The organism is Streptomyces sp. NPDC090106 (assembly GCF_044747265.1).
Lineage (GTDB): Bacteria > Actinomycetota > Actinomycetes > Streptomycetales > Streptomycetaceae > Streptomyces.
Genome location: NZ_JBIVDS010000029.1, coordinates 1 through 19,334 on the forward strand (window position 1 = coordinate 1; position 19,334 = coordinate 19,334).

The 19,334-nt window shown below is 70.7% G+C and carries 16 protein-coding genes; 9 read left to right on the plus strand and 7 right to left on the minus strand.

The features are described from left to right. Nucleotides 1–2,073, minus strand: a 2,073-nt coding sequence (locus ACIPSE_RS45555; protein WP_401675773.1) for a homocysteine S-methyltransferase family protein, incomplete at its 3' end; no start/stop codon positions are given. Between the two features lie 379 nt (nt 2,074–2,452). Here ACIPSE_RS45555 and ACIPSE_RS45560 point away from each other — a divergent pair. The 4 genes from ACIPSE_RS45560 to ACIPSE_RS45575 all read left to right on the plus strand — a co-directional run bounded on the left by ACIPSE_RS45560 (nt 2,453) and on the right by ACIPSE_RS45575 (nt 7,668). Next, entirely contained in the window at nt 2,453–3,217 is a 765-nt protein-coding gene (locus ACIPSE_RS45560) for an IclR family transcriptional regulator (protein WP_401675775.1), read from the plus strand. Between the two features lie 379 nt (nt 3,218–3,596). Continuing rightward, a complete protein-coding gene (locus ACIPSE_RS45565; RefSeq protein ID WP_401675777.1) occupies nt 3,597–4,388 on the plus strand; it encodes an MIP/aquaporin family protein in 792 nt (263 codons plus the stop codon). A gap of 71 nt (nt 4,389–4,459) precedes the next feature. Next, nucleotides 4,460–6,001 (plus strand): glycerol kinase GlpK, encoded by a 1,542-nt coding sequence (gene glpK, locus ACIPSE_RS45570; protein ID WP_401675851.1) that lies wholly within the window; start codon nt 4,460–4,462, stop codon nt 5,999–6,001. A gap of 50 nt (nt 6,002–6,051) precedes the next feature. Beyond that, entirely contained in the window at nt 6,052–7,668 is a 1,617-nt protein-coding gene (locus tag ACIPSE_RS45575; RefSeq protein ID WP_401675779.1) for an FAD-dependent oxidoreductase, read from the plus strand. A 72-nt stretch (nt 7,669–7,740) separates the two neighbouring features. On the opposite strand, the gene ACIPSE_RS45580 is transcribed toward ACIPSE_RS45575, so the two are convergent. Genes ACIPSE_RS45580 through ACIPSE_RS45600 form a run of 5 tightly spaced genes read right to left on the minus strand, consistent with a single transcriptional unit; the run spans nt 7,741 to nt 12,852 of the window. Further along, nucleotides 7,741–7,959 carry a hypothetical protein gene (locus ACIPSE_RS45580; protein WP_401675781.1) on the minus strand — a complete coding sequence of 73 codons (219 nt, stop codon included), beginning with the start codon at nt 7,957–7,959 and terminating at the stop codon, nt 7,741–7,743. A 31-nt stretch (nt 7,960–7,990) separates the two neighbouring features. Beyond that, nucleotides 7,991–9,163, minus strand: coding sequence for an S-methyl-5-thioribose kinase (mtnK, locus tag ACIPSE_RS45585; protein WP_401675783.1), 1,173 nt, complete (start codon nt 9,161–9,163; stop codon nt 7,991–7,993). Between the two features lie 8 nt (nt 9,164–9,171). Beyond that, nucleotides 9,172–10,215, minus strand: a complete 1,044-nt coding sequence (locus ACIPSE_RS45590) for an ABC transporter permease (RefSeq protein ID WP_401675785.1) — start codon at nt 10,213–10,215, stop codon at nt 9,172–9,174. 26 nt (nt 10,216–10,241) lie between these two features. Then, nucleotides 10,242–11,768 (minus strand): sugar ABC transporter ATP-binding protein, encoded by a 1,527-nt coding sequence (locus ACIPSE_RS45595; RefSeq protein WP_401675787.1) that lies wholly within the window; start codon nt 11,766–11,768, stop codon nt 10,242–10,244. After that, the gene (locus tag ACIPSE_RS45600; protein WP_401675789.1) at nt 11,755–12,852 is read right to left on the minus strand and encodes a substrate-binding domain-containing protein; all 1,098 of its coding nucleotides are present in this window, start codon (nt 12,850–12,852) and stop codon (nt 11,755–11,757) included. The genes ACIPSE_RS45595 and ACIPSE_RS45600 overlap by 14 nt, the downstream gene beginning before the upstream one ends. A gap of 529 nt (nt 12,853–13,381) precedes the next feature. Between ACIPSE_RS45600 and ACIPSE_RS45605 the strand changes: the two genes are divergently transcribed. The 3 genes from ACIPSE_RS45605 to mtnB are packed head-to-tail and all read left to right on the plus strand — an operon-like array spanning nt 13,382 to nt 15,317. Next, complete coding sequence (locus tag ACIPSE_RS45605) at nt 13,382–13,981, plus strand: 1,2-dihydroxy-3-keto-5-methylthiopentene dioxygenase (RefSeq protein ID WP_401675791.1); 600 nt, start codon at nt 13,382–13,384, stop codon at nt 13,979–13,981. Next, nucleotides 13,978–14,712: an acireductone synthase gene (gene mtnC / locus ACIPSE_RS45610; RefSeq protein ID WP_401675793.1), complete on the plus strand. Its 735-nt coding sequence runs from the start codon at nt 13,978–13,980 to the stop codon at nt 14,710–14,712. The genes ACIPSE_RS45605 and mtnC overlap by 4 nt, the downstream gene beginning before the upstream one ends. Continuing rightward, entirely contained in the window at nt 14,709–15,317 is a 609-nt protein-coding gene (mtnB, locus tag ACIPSE_RS45615) for a methylthioribulose 1-phosphate dehydratase (protein WP_401675795.1), read from the plus strand. The genes mtnC and mtnB overlap by 4 nt, the downstream gene beginning before the upstream one ends. Before the next feature lie 107 nt (nt 15,318–15,424). Here the strand turns inward: mtnB and mtnA are convergent, their stop codons facing one another. Next, nucleotides 15,425–16,456, minus strand: coding sequence for an S-methyl-5-thioribose-1-phosphate isomerase (mtnA, locus tag ACIPSE_RS45620; protein WP_401675797.1), 1,032 nt, complete (start codon nt 16,454–16,456; stop codon nt 15,425–15,427). Between the two features lie 291 nt (nt 16,457–16,747). Here mtnA and ACIPSE_RS45625 point away from each other — a divergent pair, with 291 nt between their 5' ends. Beyond that, nucleotides 16,748–17,794, plus strand: coding sequence for a BMP family ABC transporter substrate-binding protein (locus ACIPSE_RS45625; RefSeq protein ID WP_401675799.1), 1,047 nt, complete (start codon nt 16,748–16,750; stop codon nt 17,792–17,794). Further along, entirely contained in the window at nt 17,775–19,334 is a 1,560-nt protein-coding gene (locus ACIPSE_RS45630) for an ABC transporter ATP-binding protein (RefSeq protein WP_401675801.1), read from the plus strand. The genes ACIPSE_RS45625 and ACIPSE_RS45630 overlap by 20 nt, the downstream gene beginning before the upstream one ends.

A 19,334-nucleotide genomic window follows, 5' to 3' on the forward strand; every position in this document is an offset into this window, starting at 1 on the left:
GCCGTCCAGCAGCGTGTTGTTGACGATGTCCAGGGCGGGCGTCGTCGTCAGGGCCTCGTCGAGGTCGGCCTCCAGGCCGTTCTTCTCGCCGTCGACGATCCGCCGCTTCAGGCGCTCCTCCAGCGGCAGCGCCGCCAGCTCCTCCGCCTTGCCCGCCTTCAACGACTTGGCCGTGGCCCCCTCGAACAGAGCCATCAGCTTCTGCAGCGGGTCATACCCCTCGGCACGCCGGTCGTAGACGAGATCCAGGGCGGTGGACACCTCCTCCTCGCTGAACCGGGCGATCGGCAGGATCTTCGAGGCATGCACGATCGCCGAATCCAGCCCCGCCTTCACACACTCGTCCAGGAACACCGAGTTGAGCAGAATACGGGCGGCCGGGTTCAGACCGAACGAGATGTTCGACAGACCCAAAGTCGTCTGGACATCCGGATGGAGACGCTTCAGCTCACGGATCGCCTCGATCGTCGCGACACCGTCACCCCGCGACTCCTCCTGACCCGTGCAGATCGTGAAGGTCAGGGTGTCGATGAGGATGTCCGACTCCAGGATCCCCCAGTTCCCCGTCAGATCGTCGATCAGCCGCTCGGCGATCTCGACCTTCTTCTCCACCGTCCGCGCCTGACCCTCCTCGTCGATCGTCAGCGCGATCAACGCGGCACCATGCTCCCGCGCCAGCCCGGTCACCTTCGCGAACCGCGACTCCGGCCCGTCACCGTCCTCGTAGTTCACCGAGTTGATGACCGCACGCCCACCCAGCTTCTCCAGCCCCGCCCGGATCACCTCCACCTCCGTGGAGTCCAGCACGACCGGGAGGGTGGAGGCGGTGGCGAAACGGCCCGCCAGCTCCTCCATGTCCGCGACACCGTCACGGCCCACGTAGTCCACACACAGGTCCAGCATGTGCGCACCCTCACGGATCTGGTCCCGCGCCAACTCCACGCAGTCGTCCCAGCGCGCCTCCAGCATCGCCTCACGGAACTTCTTCGACCCGTTCGCGTTCGTCCGCTCACCGATCGCCAGGTAAGAGGTGTCCTGACGGAACGGGACCGTCTGGTACAGGGAGGCGGCACCCGGCTCGGGGCGCGGGTGGCGCTCCGTGGGGGTCAGGTTCCGGACGCGTTCGACGACCTGGCGCAGATGCTCCGGGGTCGTGCCGCAGCAGCCGCCGACGAGGTTCAGGCCGTAGTCGCGGACGAAGTTCTCCTGCGCGTCGGCGAGTTCCGGGGCGCCGAGCGGGTAGTGGGCGCCGTCCTTGGTCAGGACGGGCAGACCGGCGTTAGGCATGCACGACAGGCGGATGCGGGAGTGGCGCGAGAGGTAGCGCAGGTGCTCGCTCATCTCCGCCGGTCCCGTGGCGCAGTTCAGGCCGATCATGTCGATGCCGAGCGGTTCTAGAGCCGTCAGCGCGGCGCCGATCTCGGAACCCAGCAGCATCGTGCCGGTGGTCTCGACCGTCACCGACACGATCAGGGGGACCTCATAGCCGGCGATGTCCATGGCGCGGCGGGCGGCCAGGACGGAGGCCTTGGTCTGGAGGAGGTCCTGGGTGGTCTCCACGAGGAGTGCGTCGGCGCCGCCGGCGAGGAGGCCCTCGGCGTTCTGCTGGTAGGCGTCGCGGATGGCCGTGAAGGTGGTGTGGCCGAGGGTGGGGAGCTTGGTGCCGGGGCCGATGGAGCCCAGGACCCAGCGCTGCCGGCCGTCACGGGCCGTGTACTCGTCGGCGGTCTCACGCGCCACGCGGGCGCCGGCCTCCGACAGTTCGTGGACGCGCTCGGGAATGTCGTACTCGCCCAGCGCGGTGAGGTTGGCGCCGAAGGTGTTCGTCTCGACACAGTCCACACCCGCGTCGAAGTACTCGGCGTGGACCGAGCGCACGATGTCGGGGCGCGTGATGTTGAGGATCTCGTTGCAGCCCTCAAGCTGCTCGAAGTCCTCCATCGTCGGGTCCTGTGCCTGGAGCATGGTGCCCATGGCACCGTCGGCGACCACCACCCGGGTGGTGAGTGCCTCGCGGAGAGCGGACGCTCGGGTCCGGCTGTCGGCGGAAGGGGTCGTTGGCGACGAGGCCATGAAAGGGGCTCCCTTGAGGTGCGACGGCTGTCGGCTTTGCGTCCTGCCAAGGGTGCCTCAGGGCTTCCCACAGCGGACGCACGCCGCCAGGGTAGCCGGGACCGACGGCGGATGGTCGGGGAGTCCACGGGCCGGACGTGGATGATGTGCAGGTCACTCACGGGATACGAGTGGTGTACGTACGACCGAGGGGTGACGTGAAGGTGACGTCGGACCGTTGGCGGTCGGTCGGTATGGACTAGTAGTGTTCGACATTGCCGAACGACGGCAGCGAAGTCGAAACGGTGGCGACACCGCCCGGAGCGGCGGCGACGGCACCGGAGCACAGGCAGCGACGCCGCGACAATCGGCTGTCGAAGGGGACGGAGGCAGGACGGCGATGGCACGGAACATCCAGTCGCTCGAACGGGCGGCCGCGATGCTGCGGCTGCTCGCGGGCGGCGAGCGGCGACTGGGCCTCTCGGACATCGCCTCGGCGCTCGGTCTCGCCAAGGGCACCGCGCACGGCATCCTGCGGACCCTCCAGCTGGAGGGGTTCGTGGAGCAGGACGAGGCTTCGGGGCGGTATCAGCTGGGCGCGGAGCTGCTGCGCCTGGGCACCACCTATCTGGACGTGCACGAGCTGCGGGCGCGCGCCCTGGTGTGGACGGACGATCTGGCCAGGTCGAGCGGGGAGAGCGTCTATCTGGGCGTGCTGCACCAGCAGGGCGTGCTGATCGTGCACCACGTCTTCCGGCCGGACGACAGCCGGCAGGTGCTGGAGATCGGGGCGATGCAGCCGCTGCACTCCACGGCGCTGGGCAAGGTCCTGTCGGCGTACGACCCGGTGGCGCACAGCGAGGCCGTGGAGTCGGACCGCAAGCCGTTCACCGATCGCACGGTGTTCGAGCTGGGGGCCTTCGAGAACGTCCTGGACATCACGCGCGCGCGGGGCTATGCGGCGGACGTCGAGGAGACGTGGGAGGGCGTGGCCTCGGTGGCGGCGCCGATCCATGACCGGCGGCGGATGCCGGTCGGCGCGGTCGGGATCACGGGTGCGGTGGAGCGGCTGGCGCGGGACGGCGAGCTGCGTCCCGAGGTGATCGCCGCGGTGCGGGACTGCGCCCGCGCGGTGTCTCGGGATCTGGGCGCCGGGCGCTTCTGAGGCGCGCGCTCCCCCGGGACCTGCGGGAGCCGTCGGAGAGAAGTAGGTAAGAGCGGGCCGGGACGTCGGTACGACGTTCCGGCCTTCGGCATACCCTTAAGCGGACATATCGGACCGGAGTCGTCCCGGGCCCCACCCGAGGATCGATAGCTCACAGCAATCAATAACGATCGCGTTTTCGATAACAGAACTCTTGACGCGCACGTAACCCCGGAGAAAGACTCCCGTCCATCGGTCGGCATTGTCGAACACCTACCGGCAATACGCGTTAGAGTGTGACAACGCCAGGGCCGCACCATCGCTCTCACCCCCGAGGGCAACGCGAACCACCGGTGGGACCCGGGGTTCGTCCCCTGGACGAAGGACAAAGGAGTCGCGGGTGTCCAGCTCCGACATCTTCATCGGCGAGACCATCGGTACCGCCATACTCATCCTGCTGGGCGGTGGCGTGTGCGCCGCCGTCACGCTGAAGGCCTCCAAGGCCCGTAACGCCGGTTGGCTCGCCATCACCTTCGGGTGGGGTTTCGCCGTTCTCACGGCCGTCTACACCTCCGCGCCGCTCTCCGGCGCCCACCTGAACCCGGCCGTGACCCTCGCGCTCGCGATCAAGAAGGACGGCATCCCCTGGAGCGACGTCCCGGTCTACTGGGGCGGTCAGCTGCTCGGCGCCATGATCGGCGCGGCGCTCGTCTGGATCGCGTACTACGGCCAGTTCCACGCGCACCTCACCGACAAGGAGATCGTCGGAGACCCCGCCACCAAGGCGAAGGCCGTCGAGGCCCGCGAGAAGGGTGCGGGCCCGGTGCTCGGCATCTTCTCCACCGGCCCCGAGATCCGCGTCCCCTGGCAGAACACCGCCACCGAGGTCATCGGCACGATGGTGCTGGTCCTGGCCGTCCTCACCCAGGGCCTGAACGGCGACGGCAAGGGGCTCGGCACCCTCGGCGCCCTGATCACCGCGCTCGTCGTGGTCTCGATCGGTCTGTCCCTCGGCGGCCCGACCGGTTACGCGATCAACCCGGCCCGTGACCTCGGTCCCCGTATCGTCCACTCCCTCCTGCCCCTGCCCAACAAGGGCGGTTCCGACTGGGGCTACGCCTGGATCCCCGTCGCCGGTCCGCTGATCGGCGCGGCCGTCGCCGCAGGCATCTACAACGTCGCTTTCGCGTAAGTACGCCGGTAGAAGCAGTCGTAGAGACGTAGACAGTCCCCATGACCAACGGAAACCCCCAGGAGCACACCGTGACCGACGCCCACACCGCCGGCCCCTTCATCGCCGCGATCGACCAGGGCACCACGTCCAGCCGCTGCATCGTCTTCGACCGGGACGGCCGGATCGTCTCCGTCGACCAGAAGGAGCACGAGCAGATCTTCCCGAAGCCGGGCTGGGTCGAGCACGACGCCAACGAGATCTGGACGAACGTCCAGGAAGTCGTCGCCGGAGCCATCCAGAAGGCCGGCATCACCCGCGACGACATCAAGGCCATCGGCATCACCAACCAGCGCGAGACCACGCTGCTCTGGGACAAGAACACCGGTGAGCCCGTCCACAACGCCATCGTCTGGCAGGACACCCGCACCGACGCCCTGTGCAAGGAGCTCGGCCGCAACGTCGGGCAGGACCGTTTCCGCCGCGAGACCGGCCTGCCGCTGGCCTCCTACTTCGCCGGTCCCAAGGCCCGCTGGCTGCTGGACAACGTCGAGGGCCTGCGCGAGCGCGCCGAGGCCGGCGACATCCTCTTCGGCACCATGGACACCTGGGTCATCTGGAACCTGACCGGCGGTGTCGACGGCGGCAAGCACTACACCGACGTCACCAACGCCTCCCGCACCATGCTGATGAACCTGCACACGCTGGAGTGGGACGAGAAGATCGCCGAGTCCATCGGCGTCCCGCTGTCGATGCTGCCGGAGATCCGTTCCTCCGCCGAGGTCTACGGCGAGGTCACCGGCGGCAGCCTGGGCGAGCTGCTCGGCGGCATCCCGGTCGCCTCGGCGCTCGGCGACCAGCAGGCGGCGCTGTTCGGCCAGACCTGTTTCGCCGAGGGCGAGGCCAAGTCGACCTACGGCACCGGCACGTTCATGCTGATGAACACCGGCGAGAAGATCATCAACTCCTACTCCGGTCTGCTCACCACCGTCGGCTACCGCATCGGCGACGACGCCCCGGTCTACGCCCTGGAGGGCTCGATCGCGGTCACCGGTTCGCTGGTGCAGTGGATGCGCGACCAGATGGGCCTGATCTCCACCGCCGCCGAGATCGAGACGCTCGCGCTCTCGGTCGAGGACAACGGCGGCGCGTACTTCGTGCCCGCGTTCTCCGGTCTGTTCGCCCCGTACTGGCGCTCCGACGCCCGTGGTGTGATCGCCGGTCTGACCCGGTACGTCACCAAGGCGCACCTCGCGCGTGCCGTCCTGGAGGCGACCGCCTGGCAGACCCGTGAGATCACCGACGCCATGACCAAGGACTCGGGCGTCGAGCTCGCGGCCCTCAAGGTCGACGGCGGCATGACCTCCAACAACCTGCTGATGCAGACCCTCTCGGACTTCCTGGACGCGCCCGTGGTGCGTCCGATGGTCGCCGAGACGACCTGCCTCGGTGCCGCCTACGCCGCCGGTCTCGCCGTCGGCTTCTGGACCAGCACCGACGACCTGCGCGCCAACTGGCGCCGGGCCGCCGAGTGGACCCCCCGCATGGACGCGGAGACCCGCGACCGTGAGTACAAGAGCTGGCTCAAGGCCGTCGAGCGGACCATGGGCTGGCTCGAGGACGACGAGAGCTGACGAGCACCCTCCAAGGCTCCGTCGGCTCTGATGAGGAGTAAGAACCCGAAATGACCAGTCAGTCCACCCTGCAGTCCGTGCCTGCCCTCGGTACGCGCCCGGCCTCCGGCTCCAACCCGAGCCGCGCCGAGACCCGGGAGCAGCTCGCCAAGGCGTCGTACGACCTTCTCGTGATCGGCGGCGGCATCCTGGGCATCTCCACCGCCTGGCACGCCGCGCAGTCCGGCCTCAGGGTGGCTCTGGTCGACGCCGGTGACTTCGCCGGCGCCACCTCCTCCGCCTCCTCCAAGCTGCTCCACGGCGGTCTGCGCTATCTGCAGACCGGCGCGGTGAAGCTGGTGGCGGAGAACCACTTCGAGCGCCGTGCGGTCTCCCGCCAGGTGGCTCCCCACCTGGCGAACCCGCTCACGTTCTACCTCCCCGTGTACAAGGGCGGGCCGCACGGCGCGGCGAAGCTCGGGGCGGGCGTCTTCGCCTACTCCGCGCTCTCCGCGTTCGGTGACGGCGTCGGCCACCTCCTGTCCCCCGCGAAGGCGGCGCAGGACGTGCCGGAGCTGCGCACCGACAACCTCAAGGCCGTCGCGGTGTACGGCGACGACCAGATGAACGACGCGCGCATGGCACTGATGACGGTCCGCGCGGCCGTCGAGGCGGGTGCCGTGGTGCTGAACCACGCCGAGGTCTCCGGTCTGCGCTTCACCAAGGGCCGGGTGACCGGTGCCGAGCTGCGCGACCGGCTCTCCGGTGACGAGTTCGGTGTCAGCGCCCGGCTGGTGCTGAACGCGACCGGGCCGTGGGTGGACCACCTGCGCCGGATGGAGGACCCGAACGCGGCGCCTTCGATCCGGCTGTCGAAGGGCGCGCATCTGGTCCTGAAGCGGACCGCGCCGTGGAAGGCCGCGCTCGCGACCCCCATCGACAAGTACCGGATCACCTTCGCGCTGCCGTGGGAGGACATGCTGCTCCTCGGCACGACCGACGAGGAGTTCGAGGGCGACCCGGCGGATGTCTCGGTCAACGAGAAGGACATAGCGCAGATCCTGGACGAGGCCGCGTTCTCCATCCGGGACCAGCAGCTCGACCGTGACCTGATCACCTACGCGTTCGCGGGGCTGCGGGTGCTGCCGGGCGGGCCCGGTGACACGGCGAAGGCCAAGCGGGAGACGGTCGTCACGGAGGGCCGGGGCGGGATGCTGTCCGTCGCGGGCGGCAAGTGGACGACGTTCCGGCACATCGGGCGCACGGTGATGCAGAAGCTGGAGGCGCTGCCGGGTCACCCGCTCGGCGACGACTTCGAGCCGATCTCCTCGCTGCCGAAGAAGCTGCCGCTGCCGGGTGTCGCCAACCCGCGCGCGGTGGCCCACCGGCTGCTGGTGGACAACCCGGCGCCCGGCCCGCGCATGGCCGCCGACACCGCCAAGCACCTGGCCACGCACTACGGTTCGCTCGCCTTCGACATCGCGCGGCTGGCGAACGACAACCCCGAGCTGGGCCGGCGCGTGCACCCCGACGCCCCGGAGATCTGGGCGCAGGTCGTCTACGCGCGGGACAACGAGTGGGCCGAGACCGCGGACGACGTGCTGCGCCGCCGCACGACCCTGACGATCCGGGGCCTGGCGACGGACGAGATCCGCTCCGAGGTCCAGGACGTGCTCGACAAGAAGTGACCGGTACGACGTGACAGGGGCGGCTCCTCGCTGAGGAACCGCCCCTTTCGCGTGCCGCCGCCGCGGCGGGCTTCAGCGGCCGTGGGCCGCCAGGTACGCGGCGACGTCCGGTTCGTGGTCGATCCACCACCGGCAGACGACCCACTCGATGTGCGGGCTGCCCGCATCTGCGAGCGTCACAGTGGCGGCCAACTCGCTGGTGCAGTGCGGGCCCTTCCCCCCGTGCGCGCTGCAGTCACGGCCGGGGACCCGAGGCGGGCTCAGTTCGATCCCGGTGATGACGGATTTCATGGCCGGAGAGTACTCGCGCCGCTCCGCGCCGTCAGCCCGTCGCGTCCGCCGCCGCGCGTACCGCCGCCGGGTCCGTCAGCTCCTCGCGGCGCACGATCAGTTCCCGGCCCAGCAGCAGGGTGCGGCGGGAGGCGGGGACCGGGTCCGGGAGGGTGGTCAGATCGGTGAGGTGGGCGAAGCCGATGACGCGGCGGACGATCTCGGTGCCGGCGTAGCCGATCGCGTCGGTCCAGACGCGGCGCAGGAAGCGGTCCAGGAACGCGTCGTCGAAGAAGGTGTCGACGCGGGTCGGCCACAGGCGGCGGAACTCGGCCTCGAAGGCGTCCCAGGACAGGCGGAGTTGGTCCGCGTGGTCGGTCAGGCGGCCCAGGGCGCGGGCGCGTTCGGCGGACACGAGGGTGTTGGCCCAGTAGAGGCCGAGGTCGTAGCCGATGGGGCCGACGAAGGAGAACTCGGGGTCGAAGACGCGGACGACGGGGGCGCCCTGGCGTTCACCGACCATGACGCTGCCGGTGTGGAGGTCTCCGTGGAGGAGGGCCTGGGCGCTGGTCATGAAGGTGTGGCGGAGGTCGGCGACCTCGGTGCGCAGCCGGGTGTCGGCGCGGAACTCCCGCGCCAGGTCGTCCAGTTCCTCGTGCCAGTGGTTGTGCTCGTGCTCGACGTAGGGCTCGGAGAGGACGACGTCCTCGGTGATCTTGCACAGCTCGGGGCTGACGGAGGCGGCGATCAGCGCCTTGCGTTCGGCGGAGGGCATGCCGAAGTCGCTGGTGGCGAAGGCGAGTTGGGCGACGAGTTCACCGATGCGGGCGGAGGTGTCCGGGCCGTAGGAGGCACCGTCGTTGAGGAGGGTGCGCAGGACCTCCAGGTCCGACATGTCCTCCATGACGAGGGCGTAGTTCTCGGGGTCGTAGCCGTGGATCGCGGGGATCTTGTCGGGGGCGACGCGGGCGACCTGGTCGTAGGCCCGTGCCTCGGCGTCCGCGCGGTCGGGGTTCATCGGCCAGGACGGGCCGGCGACACGGACCCAGGGCAGGGCCTGCTTGACGGCGAGACTGGGGGATCCGGTGACGGACGCGGCGAGGAAGACGCGGTTCATGTTGCCGTCGGAGACCTCGCGGACCTCCGGGTCGGCGCTCTCGGTCCAGTGGCCGCGCTCGCGCAGGTACGCCGGGATGTCCTCGGTCTCCAGGATGCGGTAACCCATCATTCTCCTCAGGTCGTGCGGCGCTTGGAGAGCGTGAAGCTGAACACCAGGGCGAGGATGAGGACCGCGCCCTCGACGACGTCCTGGGTGTAGTACGGCAGTCCCTTGATGGTCAGGCCGGTCGTGATGATGCCGATGAGCACCGCGCCGAGGGCGGTGCCCCAGACGTTCGGGCGGCCCCGGCCGAGGACGGAGGTGCCGACGAGGGCCACCGCGACGGCCTCCAGGAGCTGGGAGGTGCCGGCGCTGACGTCGCCCTGGCCGATGCGGGAGGCGAGGATGAGGCCGCCGGTGGAGGCGAGGACGCCCGAGATGACGTAGGCCAGGGCCCGGTAGGCGCCGACGCGGATGCCGGCCAGCCGGGACGCCTCGGGGTTCGCGCCGATCGCGTACAGGACGCGGCCCCAGCGGGTGCGGGCGAGGAACACCCAGGCGGCGAGGGTCAGTCCGCCGAAGATCAGCACGGAGACGGGGATGCCTAGGACGGTGCCCCGGTCGATGCGCAGGAAGCCGTCGGTGAAGCGGCCGGGGGCGGTGGTGCCGTCCTCCAGGGTCATGCCCGGGGTGATGGACTGGCCGTCGACCATGACGAGTTTGAGGCCCTGGATGACGAAGAGGGTGCCGAGGGTGGCGAGCATGTCGGGGATCTTCAGCACGACGATCAGCAGGGCGTTGAGCAGTCCGACCACGGCGCCCGTCGCGAGGACGGCGATGATGGCGACGGTGCCGATCTGATTGTAGACGACCATCGTCTGGGCGGCGACGGAGACACCGAGGCCCGCCACCGAGCCGACGGACATGTCCATGCCGCCGACGGCCAGGGTGAGGGTGACGCCGAGACCGAGGATGGCGGCGACGGAGACATAGCGGAGCGTGTCGAGGAGGGTCGCCGACTCGCGGAAGGAGCCCTCGCTCAGCGCGAAGTAGAGGAAGAGCACGACCGTCACGAAGATGAAGCCGTACTTGATGACGGCGTTCTGGACGCGTACGGCCGTGGCGGCGGGCGGGGTCGCCGCCTTCACCGGGGCCTCGGTGCTCTGAGTGCTGGTCATGGGGGTGCGGCTTCCTTGAGCCGGCGTCACACCGACGCCGAGATGGTCTGGATCACGCGGTCGCGTTCGGCGGCTTCCCCGTACGCGTCGAGGTGGATCTCGCCGGCGGCCAGGACGACGACCCGGTCGGCGATCTCCAGGATCTCGTCGACGTCGGCGGACAGGACGAGCACGGCGGCGCCCTCGGCGGCGAGCGCGCGGGCGCGGCGGCCGATGTCCCGGCGCGCTCCGATGTCCACGCCTCGGAACGGCTCGTCCAGGATGAGGACACGGGGGGTCTCGGCGAGCCAGCGGCCGACGACGACCTTCTGCTGGTTGCCGCCGGAGAGTTCCTCGACGGTGCTGTGCTCGTCGCGGGCGACGACGCCGAGGGCCTCGATGGTGTCGCGGCCCAGGGCGTCCTCCCTGGAGCGCTGGACGAGGCCCGCGCGGGACAGCGACTTCAGGAACGGCAGCGAGATGTTCTGGGCCAGCGACCACCCGGGGACCAGCGCGTCGGCGTGCCGGTCCTCGGGGACGAGGTGGACGCGGGAGCGGATGGCGTCGGCGGGGCGCCGGGGCGCGTAGGCCGCGCCGTCCAGTTCGACGGCGCCGGTGGTGAAGGGCTCGGCGCCGAACAGGCCGCGCGCCAGTTCGGTCTTGCCCGCGCCCAGCAGGCCGACGACGCCGGTGACCTCGCCGGTGCGCAGGTCGAGGTCGAGGGGGGCGCGCCCCTCGAAGAGCCGGACGCCGCGCAGGGACAGGGCCACGTCGCCGGACGCGCCCTCCCGGACGGGGCGGGCGGTCGTCGCCTCGTGGGCCTGCGCGAGCATCGCCCGCAGCGCCGCGTCCCAGTCGAACGGCTTGCTCTGGTCCTCGGTGAGACGCCCGTCCCGCAGGACGACCAGCCGGTCGGCGAGGGCGTCGATCTCGCCGAGGCGGTGGGAGACGTACAGGACGGCGATGCCGTCGGCGCGCATCCGCTCGACGAGCCCGAAGAGGCGTTCCGCCTCGGCGGCGGAGAGCGCGGAGGTGGGCTCGTCCAGGACGAGCAGGCGGGGCCGGGTGACCAGAGCGCGGGCGAGGATCAGCAACTGACGGTCGGAGAGGCCCAGTTCGGTGACGTCCCGCTTGAGGACGGCGTCGCTCCAGCCGAGGTCGAGGCCCGCCTGGATCTCGCGGGCCCGCTCCAGCAGGCGGCGGCCGTTGAGGAAGGGGTTGCCGCGCTGCTGGGCCAGCTCCTCGAAGACCAGGTTCTCGGCGACGGAGAGGCCGGGCACGATGCCCTCGCCGATGCGCTGGTGCACGGTCTGGATGCCGAGCTGGCGGGCGGCGAGCGGTGACTGGAGCACCGCGGGCTCCCCCGCGACCCGCACCTGTCCGCCGTGGCCGGTGTGCACACCCGACAGGATCTTGATCAGGGTGGACTTGCCGGCGCCGTTCGCGCCGAGCAGCGCGACCACGCTGCCCGGTGCGATGTCCAGCGAGACGGACTCCAGGACGGTCTTGCCGCCGAAGGCCATGCTGACGTCGGTCAGGGAGACCGCGGCGACCGCCGTGTCAGTGGGCGACATTGGAGATCCAGTCGGCGGTGGAGACCTGGGAGAGGTTCAGCGCGGGCAGCGCCTCGCGCAGCTGGTCCATGTTGGCGATCTTCTTCTCGCGCAGGAACTTCTGGGTGATGGCGACGGCCGGGAACTCCACGGAGGTCTTGTTCAGCTGTCCGGCCAGTTCCAGCGCGGTGGTGCGGACGACGGCGGCGCCGACGGCGGAGGGGTCGGTGCCGGCGGTGGCGACCCAGGGGCTGTCCGCGGCGGTCATCTGCTGGATGTCGGCGTTGGAGACGTCCGCGCCGAAGACCTTCACCTTGTCCTGGAGCTTCTTGTTCTGGACGGCGAGGACGGTGCCCTTGGCGAGCTCGTCGTAGGGGGCGAAGACGCCCGCCACGTCGCCGTGCTGGGTGAGCGCGGCGGAGACGAGGGGGACGTTGTCGGTGGCGGTGGAGTCGGTGACCTTGCCGACCTTGAACTCCTGCTTCCAGGCATGGTCGTCGACGGCGGTCTTCCAGACCGAGTCCCGCTTGTCGAGGGCGGCGTAGCCGGCGACGTTGACGTAGCCGACCTTGGCGTCCTTGCCGAGTTCCTGGCCCATGACGTCGAGGACGGCCTGGGCCATGCTCGCGTCGTCCTGCTTGGTGCTCACCACGCCGTCGGTGTCGGTCTCGACGTCGTAGACGACGACCTTGACGCCCTTCTTCACGGCCTTGTCGATCTCGGGCTGGATGGTGGCGGGGAAGCCGTGGTCGACGATGATCGCCTGCGCGCCGGAGTTGATGGCCGAGGACAGGTCGGTGGCCTGCTTGGCGTTGTCGGCCTGGGCGTCGTACACGGTCAGGTCGATGCCGAGGGCCTTGGCCTGCGCCTTGGCGCCGTTGCCCCACTGCTCGAAGTAGTCGCCGGCGCCGCTCTGGCGGACCAGGGCGACCTTGACGGCGCCGTCGCTGAAGGGGGCGGGCTTCTTGCCCGTGGCCGCCGACGCGGAGGCGGCGGTGTCGCCGGTGTTCTTCGACGCGTCGGTGGACTGCGCGCAGCCCGAGAGGACCAGCGCCGACAGGGAGGCCAGGGACAGCGCGGCGAGGGGCAGGCGGGTGCGGGACATCAGCGGGCTCCAGAGGGGGCGGTGCGGAGGGGATGACGGGGAGGGGTTCCGGGCCCGGAGCGAGGGGAGGGGACGACACGGCGCACGCCACCGCGCAGAGGGTGGGCGGGCACAGGCTCCGGGTGGGGTCAGCGACAGCTGGCCGTGGTCGTCCGGAGCAGGTCCACGTACAGCCGCCGCACGAGCAGCAGCGTCTTCATGAACAGATCATGAGAACGTATTCGGCCATTCGTCAAAGGCCTGAACATTCCTTCTCATGTAGTGAGACAACGACTAGGTCACACCTGGCCGCCCCGGCAGGGCGCGTTACCATCGGAAAACCGGCACCCGACCCGGCACAGTGAGGCCCCGATGACGACACCAGCCGCGAAAGCGATGCGTATGCCCAGCGTGCGCCGCTGTTGCCGCGCTCTGTGTCGCGGTTGACCGACCCACTGCGCCCGTCTCACCGCCGCCCCTCTTCCTCTGCCGCCCTTCCGGTGCTTGTCTCGGTATCCGGACGTCCCTTCCAGAAGCCTGGAGTTGTTCCATGACCCTGCTGACGACCTGGTCCGAGTCCGGCCCCGAGACCCTGGTCCGCCGTACCTCGTCCCCCGCCGAGATCGCCGAGGCCCTCAGGCCGCTCGGTGTGCGCTACGAGCAGTGGCCGATCCGCGAGGACGTGCCGTTCGACGCGGACAGCGACACCGTGTTCGCGGCGTACGGCCCGGAGATCGAGAAGCTGAACGCCGAGGAGGGCTTCACCACGGTCGACGTCCTCGGTCTGCACCCGAGCGACGACCCGGAGTTCCCCGCCAAGGCGAAGGCCGCGCGCGAGAAGTTCCTCCAGGAGCACACGCACGACGACGACGACGAGGTCCGCTTCTTCGTCTCCGGCTCCGGCATCTTCTATCTGCACGCCGGCGGCGAGGTGCACGCGGTGTTCTGCGAGAAGGGCGACCTGCTGGGCGTGCCGCGCGGCACCACGCACTGGTTCGACATGGGCACCAGCCCCTCCTTCACCGCGATCCGCTTCTTCCACGAGGAGGACGGCTGGATCGGCAGCTTCACCGGCTCGCCGATCGCCTCCCGCTTCCCCGACTACGACACGATCGCGGCGGGCTACGAGGCGGACAAGGCCTCCGCATGAGCCTGGTGTACGACGTGGACGCCGTGGTGCTCGACATCGAGGGCACCACGAGCGCCACCGGCTTCGTGGTCGACGTGCTCTACCCGTACTCGCGCTCCCGTTTCGGCGCGCTGCTCTCCGAGCGGAGCGGTGATCCGGACGTGGCGCGCGCCGTCGCCCAGGTCCGCGAGGAGCTGGGCGATCCGGACGCGGACGCGGCGACCGTCGAGAAGACCCTGAACACCTGGCTCGACGAGGACCGCAAGGCCACCCCGCTCAAGACGCTCCAGGGCGTCATCTGGTCCGAGGGCTTCGCCCGCGGCGACCTCGTCTCGCACTTCTACGACGACGTCGTCCCGCGCCTGCGTGCCTGGCACACCGCGGGCACCCGCCTGTACGTCTACTCCTCCGGCTCGGTCGCCGCCCAGCGGGCGTGGTTCACCAACAGCCCCGAGGGCGATCTGACACCGCTCGTCTCGGGGCTGTACGACACCGAGAACGCCGGCCCCAAGCAGGACGCGGCGTCGTACCGCCGCATCGCCGAGGCGGCCGGCATCGAGCCGTCGAGGCTCCTCTTCCTCTCCGACCGCCCCGGCGAGCTGGACGCGGCCCGCGCGGCCGGCTGGCACGCGGTGGGCGTCCGGCGGCCCGGGGAGCCGTACTTCGACCAGGGTGTCGGCGACCACGCCGAGGCGGGGACGTTCGACGAGATCACCGTCAGCACGACCAGCACCACCGGGAGCACCGCATGACCGCCGAGATCACCGCAGTCGACCTGGAGCAGGCGGGGGCGGTCCTGGCCGCCGAGTCCGCCCGTTTCGCCTCCTTCGGCTGGATGCGGGGCACCTCCGGCAACCTCTCCGTGGTGCTCTCCCGCGACCCGCTGCGGCTGGCCGTGACCGCCAGCGGCCACGACAAGGGTGAGCTGACCCCGGCGGACGTGGTGCTGGTCGACGGCCAGGGTGCCGCCGTCCAGGGCGGCAGGCCGTCCGCGGAGGCCGAACTGCACGCGCGCGTGGCCGCGTTGACGGGCGCCGGTGCCGTGGTGCACGTCCACACGGTCGCCTCCGTGGCGATGGGGCGGCGCGACCCGGGCGGGATCGTCTTCAAGGACGTGGAGATGCTCAAGGGGGTCGGGCAGCCCGCGCACGACGTCGAGGTGACGCTGCCGGTGATCGCCAACAGCCAGGACATGAAGGAGCTCGGCGACCGTCTGGAGGCGGCGCGCAACCCCCGGATGCCCGCGGTGGTCGTCGCCGGGCACGGCCTGTACGTGTGGGGCGACGACCCCCGGCAGGCGCGGCACCACACCGAAGTGGTGGAGTGGCTGCTGGAGCTGGAGCTGTCGCAGCGCTGAGGCGGGCGAGTACGGGAAGAGGGCCCCCGCGGCGAGCGGGGGCCCTCTTCGTGTGTGCGTGTGACGCGGGGCCCTCTTCGTGTGTGTGCGTGTGGCGCGGGCGGGCTCTACCTGAGGTGGTCGCCGGGCAGTTGGCCCGCCGAGACCTCCAGGACGCCCCGCTCGGTCACCAGGGCCGTCACCAGACGGCCCGGGGTGACGTCGAAGGCGGGGTTGTGGCCGCGCGACTCGGCGGGCGCGGTGCGGACGCCGCCCCACTCCAGGACCTCGTCCTCGCCGCGGAGCTCGATGTGGATCTCGTCGCCCGTCTTGGTGTCCAGGTCGACGGTGGTGGTGGGGGCCGCGACCAGGAAGGGTATGCCGGCGTCCGCGCAGGCGAGGGCCACGCCGACCGTGCCGACCTTGTTCGCGGTGTCGCCGTTCGCCGCTATGCGGTCGGCGCCGACGATCGCCGCGTCGACCTGGCCGCGCAGGATGGTGCCGGCGGCGGCGCCGTCCGCCTGGACGTAGTGCGCGATGCCCTCCTGGACCAACTCCCAGGCGGTGAGCCGTGATCCCTGGAGCAGGGGGCGCGTCTCGTCGGCGTAGACGACCTCCAGCCGTCCCCGGGCGTGGAGTTCGCGGATGACGCCGAGGGCGGTGCCCCAGCCGGCGGTGGCGAGGGCGCCGGTGTTGCAGTGGGTGAGGATGCGCAACGGCCGGTCCGTGCCCGCCTTTTCGAGCAGCCAGTCGGCGCCGGAGGCACCCATCGCGCGGTTGGCCTCGACGTCCTCGCGCTGGACGGCCGCGGCCTCCTCCAGGACGGCGTCGAGCCCCTCGGGCAGACGCGCGGCGACCCGGTCGACGCAGACCATGAGGTTGACGGCGGTGGGCCGGGCGTCGCGGATGCGGGCGATGGCGTCACGGACCTGGGCGTCCGTCCAGCGCTCGCGCTCCGCCTGCACGAGGGCGAGGGCGACGCCGTAGGCACCGGCCGCGCCGATCGCGGGGGCGCCGCGGACGACGAGGCGCTGGATCGCGTCGACCAGGGTGTCCACATCGCGGACACTCCGTGTCTCGGTGCGGTGCGGCAGCAGCGTCTGGTCGATGAGGGCGAGGCCGTCTCCGGTCCAGTCGACGGCACGCAGTTCCTGGGACATTTCGGGAGACTCCTGATGTTCCGGTGGTGACGGACACCGTACATGACCTGGGCGAACCACAGTTCGAGACAGGTGAGCGCTTGTCTGGAAACGAGTGCTACTGTCCGGACAATCAGTCCGCAGACCGAGACGAAGGAGGAAGTGACGTGTTGCTGACCAGGCGCCGTTTCCTCGACTTCGGCCGGCTTGCCGGCGACGGCTGTCGACGCTGACCCGTCCCCGCAGTGTCGATCCACCCACCCTCACGCGCTCCCGTCCGGGGCGCGCATTGCCGTATCCGGAAGGTCCCCGATGTCCCGCAGAACCCGCCGCACCGTGCAGATAGCCGCCGCCACCGCCCTTCTGGTCACCGCGGCCACCGCCTGCAACGCCGCCGCCAAGAACGACTCCTCGTCCGACGCGAGCGGCAGCGGGAAGTCGTTCACGCTCGTCACGCCGGACGCGGTGGGGCAGAACGAGTTCCTCAAGCTCGCCATCACCGGTCTGAAGAGCGCGGCGAAGGAACACGACGGTTCGCAGAAGGTGTACCAGTCCACGGACACCGCGTCCCAGCAGCAGAACGTCCAGGCGGCCGTCGACGCCAAGCCGGACGTCATCGTGCTGGTCGGCTTCGAGTTCGCTGACATCGTCGCCCAGCAGGCGGAGAAGAACCCGAAGCAGCAGTTCCTGATCATCGACGCCTGCACGACGAAGACGTTCAAGAACGTGTCCTGCGCGGTCTTCCGGGAGCACGAGGGCGTCTACCTCGCGGGCGCCGAGGCGGGTCTGCTGAGCGAGTCCGGCAAGGTCGGCGCGGTGGACGTGCTCGACACGCCCCAGTTCCGCCGCTACAGCGACCCGTTCGCGGCCGGCGCCAAGAAGGTCGCGCCGAAGACGACGGCGGACACCCGCTTCGTCGGCGGCCAGTCCCCCTTCGACGACTCGGCGCGCGCCAAGGAGCAGGCCAACACGCTGCTCTCCAAGGGCACCGACCAGATCATGGCCGCCGCCGCGGCGGGCAACTACGGCGTGTTCGAGGCCGCCAAGGCCAAGGGCGCCTACGCGTACGGCGTCGACGTCAACCAGTGCACCTCCTCCCCCGGCACGGTCGTCGACAACGTGATCAAGCGCACGGACGTCGCCGTCCAGAAGGGCATCGAGTCGGTCCTCGCGGGCAAGACCGGCACCGTCTCCTACGGTCTGAAGGAGGGCGGCATCAGCCTGACCGGTCTTGAGGACGGCGTCGACTCCTCGCAGTGCGTGATCGCGGACCACAAGGACGTCCTCACCAAGGTGAAGGAACTGCGCGACCAGATCGTGGCCGGGAAGCTGACCGTCGATGATCCCGCCGCAAGCTGATCCGGCGGCGGACGGCCCGACGGCGTCCGCACCGGCGGTGGAGCTCCGGGGAATCACCAAGCGGTTCCCCGGCACCCTCGCCAACGACGCCGTCGACCTGACCGTCCGCGCCGGCGAGATCCACGCCCTCATGGGCGAGAACGGCGCCGGCAAGTCCACGCTCATGTCGATCCTGTACGGCATGACGCGCGCCGACGCCGGTTCCGTGCACATCGGCGGACGGGCCGTGGACTTCGCGAGCCCGGGCGACGCGATGGCCGCGGGCCTCGGCATGGTCCACCAGAGCTTCAAGCTGTTCGACTCGCTGAGCGTGGCGGAGAACGTCGTCTACGCCGCCGAGCCGCGCCGCTTCGGCCTGGTGGACCGGGCCGCCGCCCGGCGCCGGGTGCGGGAGCTGGCAGAGGAGCACGGGCTGGCCGTGGACCCGGACGCGCGCGTCGGCGATCTGCCGGTCGGTCTGCGCCAGCGTGTGGAGATCCTCAAGCTGCTGCACCGCGGTGCCCGCACGCTGATCCTCGACGAGCCGACGGCCGTGCTCACCCCGGCCGAGGCGGACGCCCTGTTCGCCGTCCTCAAGTCGCTGACCGCGCAGGGCCGGACGGTGATCCTCGTCACCCACAAGCTCCGCGAGGTCCTCGAAGGCAGCGACCGCGTGACCGTCCTGCGCGACGGCCGGGTGGTCGCCCGGCTGGTCACGGCCGAGACCTCGGCCGGCGAGATCGCCGCCGCGATGACCGGCCGCTCGGTCGAACTGGACCGCGTCCACGCCCCGGGCACCCCGGGCGACGTCGTCCTGGGCGTCACCGGGCTCGGCACCGACGGCGTGCGCGCGGCGGACCTCACCGTGCGCGCGGGCGAGATCGTCGGCATCGCGGGCGTCGCGGGCAACGGCCAGAGCGAGCTGATCGAGGCGCTGGCCGGGCTGCGCGCGGTCACCTCCGGGCAGGTCACCCTGCAAGGACGGGACATCACCCACGCCTCGGCCACCGAACGCCGCGCCCAGGGCCTGGCGTACGTCCCCGAGGACCGGCACGCGGTCGGTACGGCACCCGCCGCGTCCGTCGCCGACAACCTCGCCATGGGCCACCACCGCACGAGCCTGTCCCGGCGCGGCATCCTGCCGCCCGCGGTGGTGCGCGAGCACGCGGTGCGGCTCGTCGAGCGGTTCGGCGTCAAGGCGTCGGCGCCCGAGGTGCCCGCGTCCGCGCTGTCCGGCGGCAACCTCCAGAAGCTGCTGATCGGCCGCGAACTCGCCCACGAGGCACCGCTGCTGCTGGTCGAGCAGCCCACCCGCGGCGTCGACATCGGCGCCATCCAGAACATCCACGACCAGCTCGTCGCCTACCGCGACGCCGGTCACGCCGTCCTGCTCGTCTCGGCCGAACTGAGCGAGATCCGCGGCCTGGCCGACCGGGTGCTGGTCATGTACGAGGGCCGGATCACGGCGTCGTACGACAAGACCGAGGCGGACGAACGGACGCTGGGCCTCGCCATGGCCGGCGGCACGGAAGGCACCGTCGCCGTGGAGGCCGTCGACTGA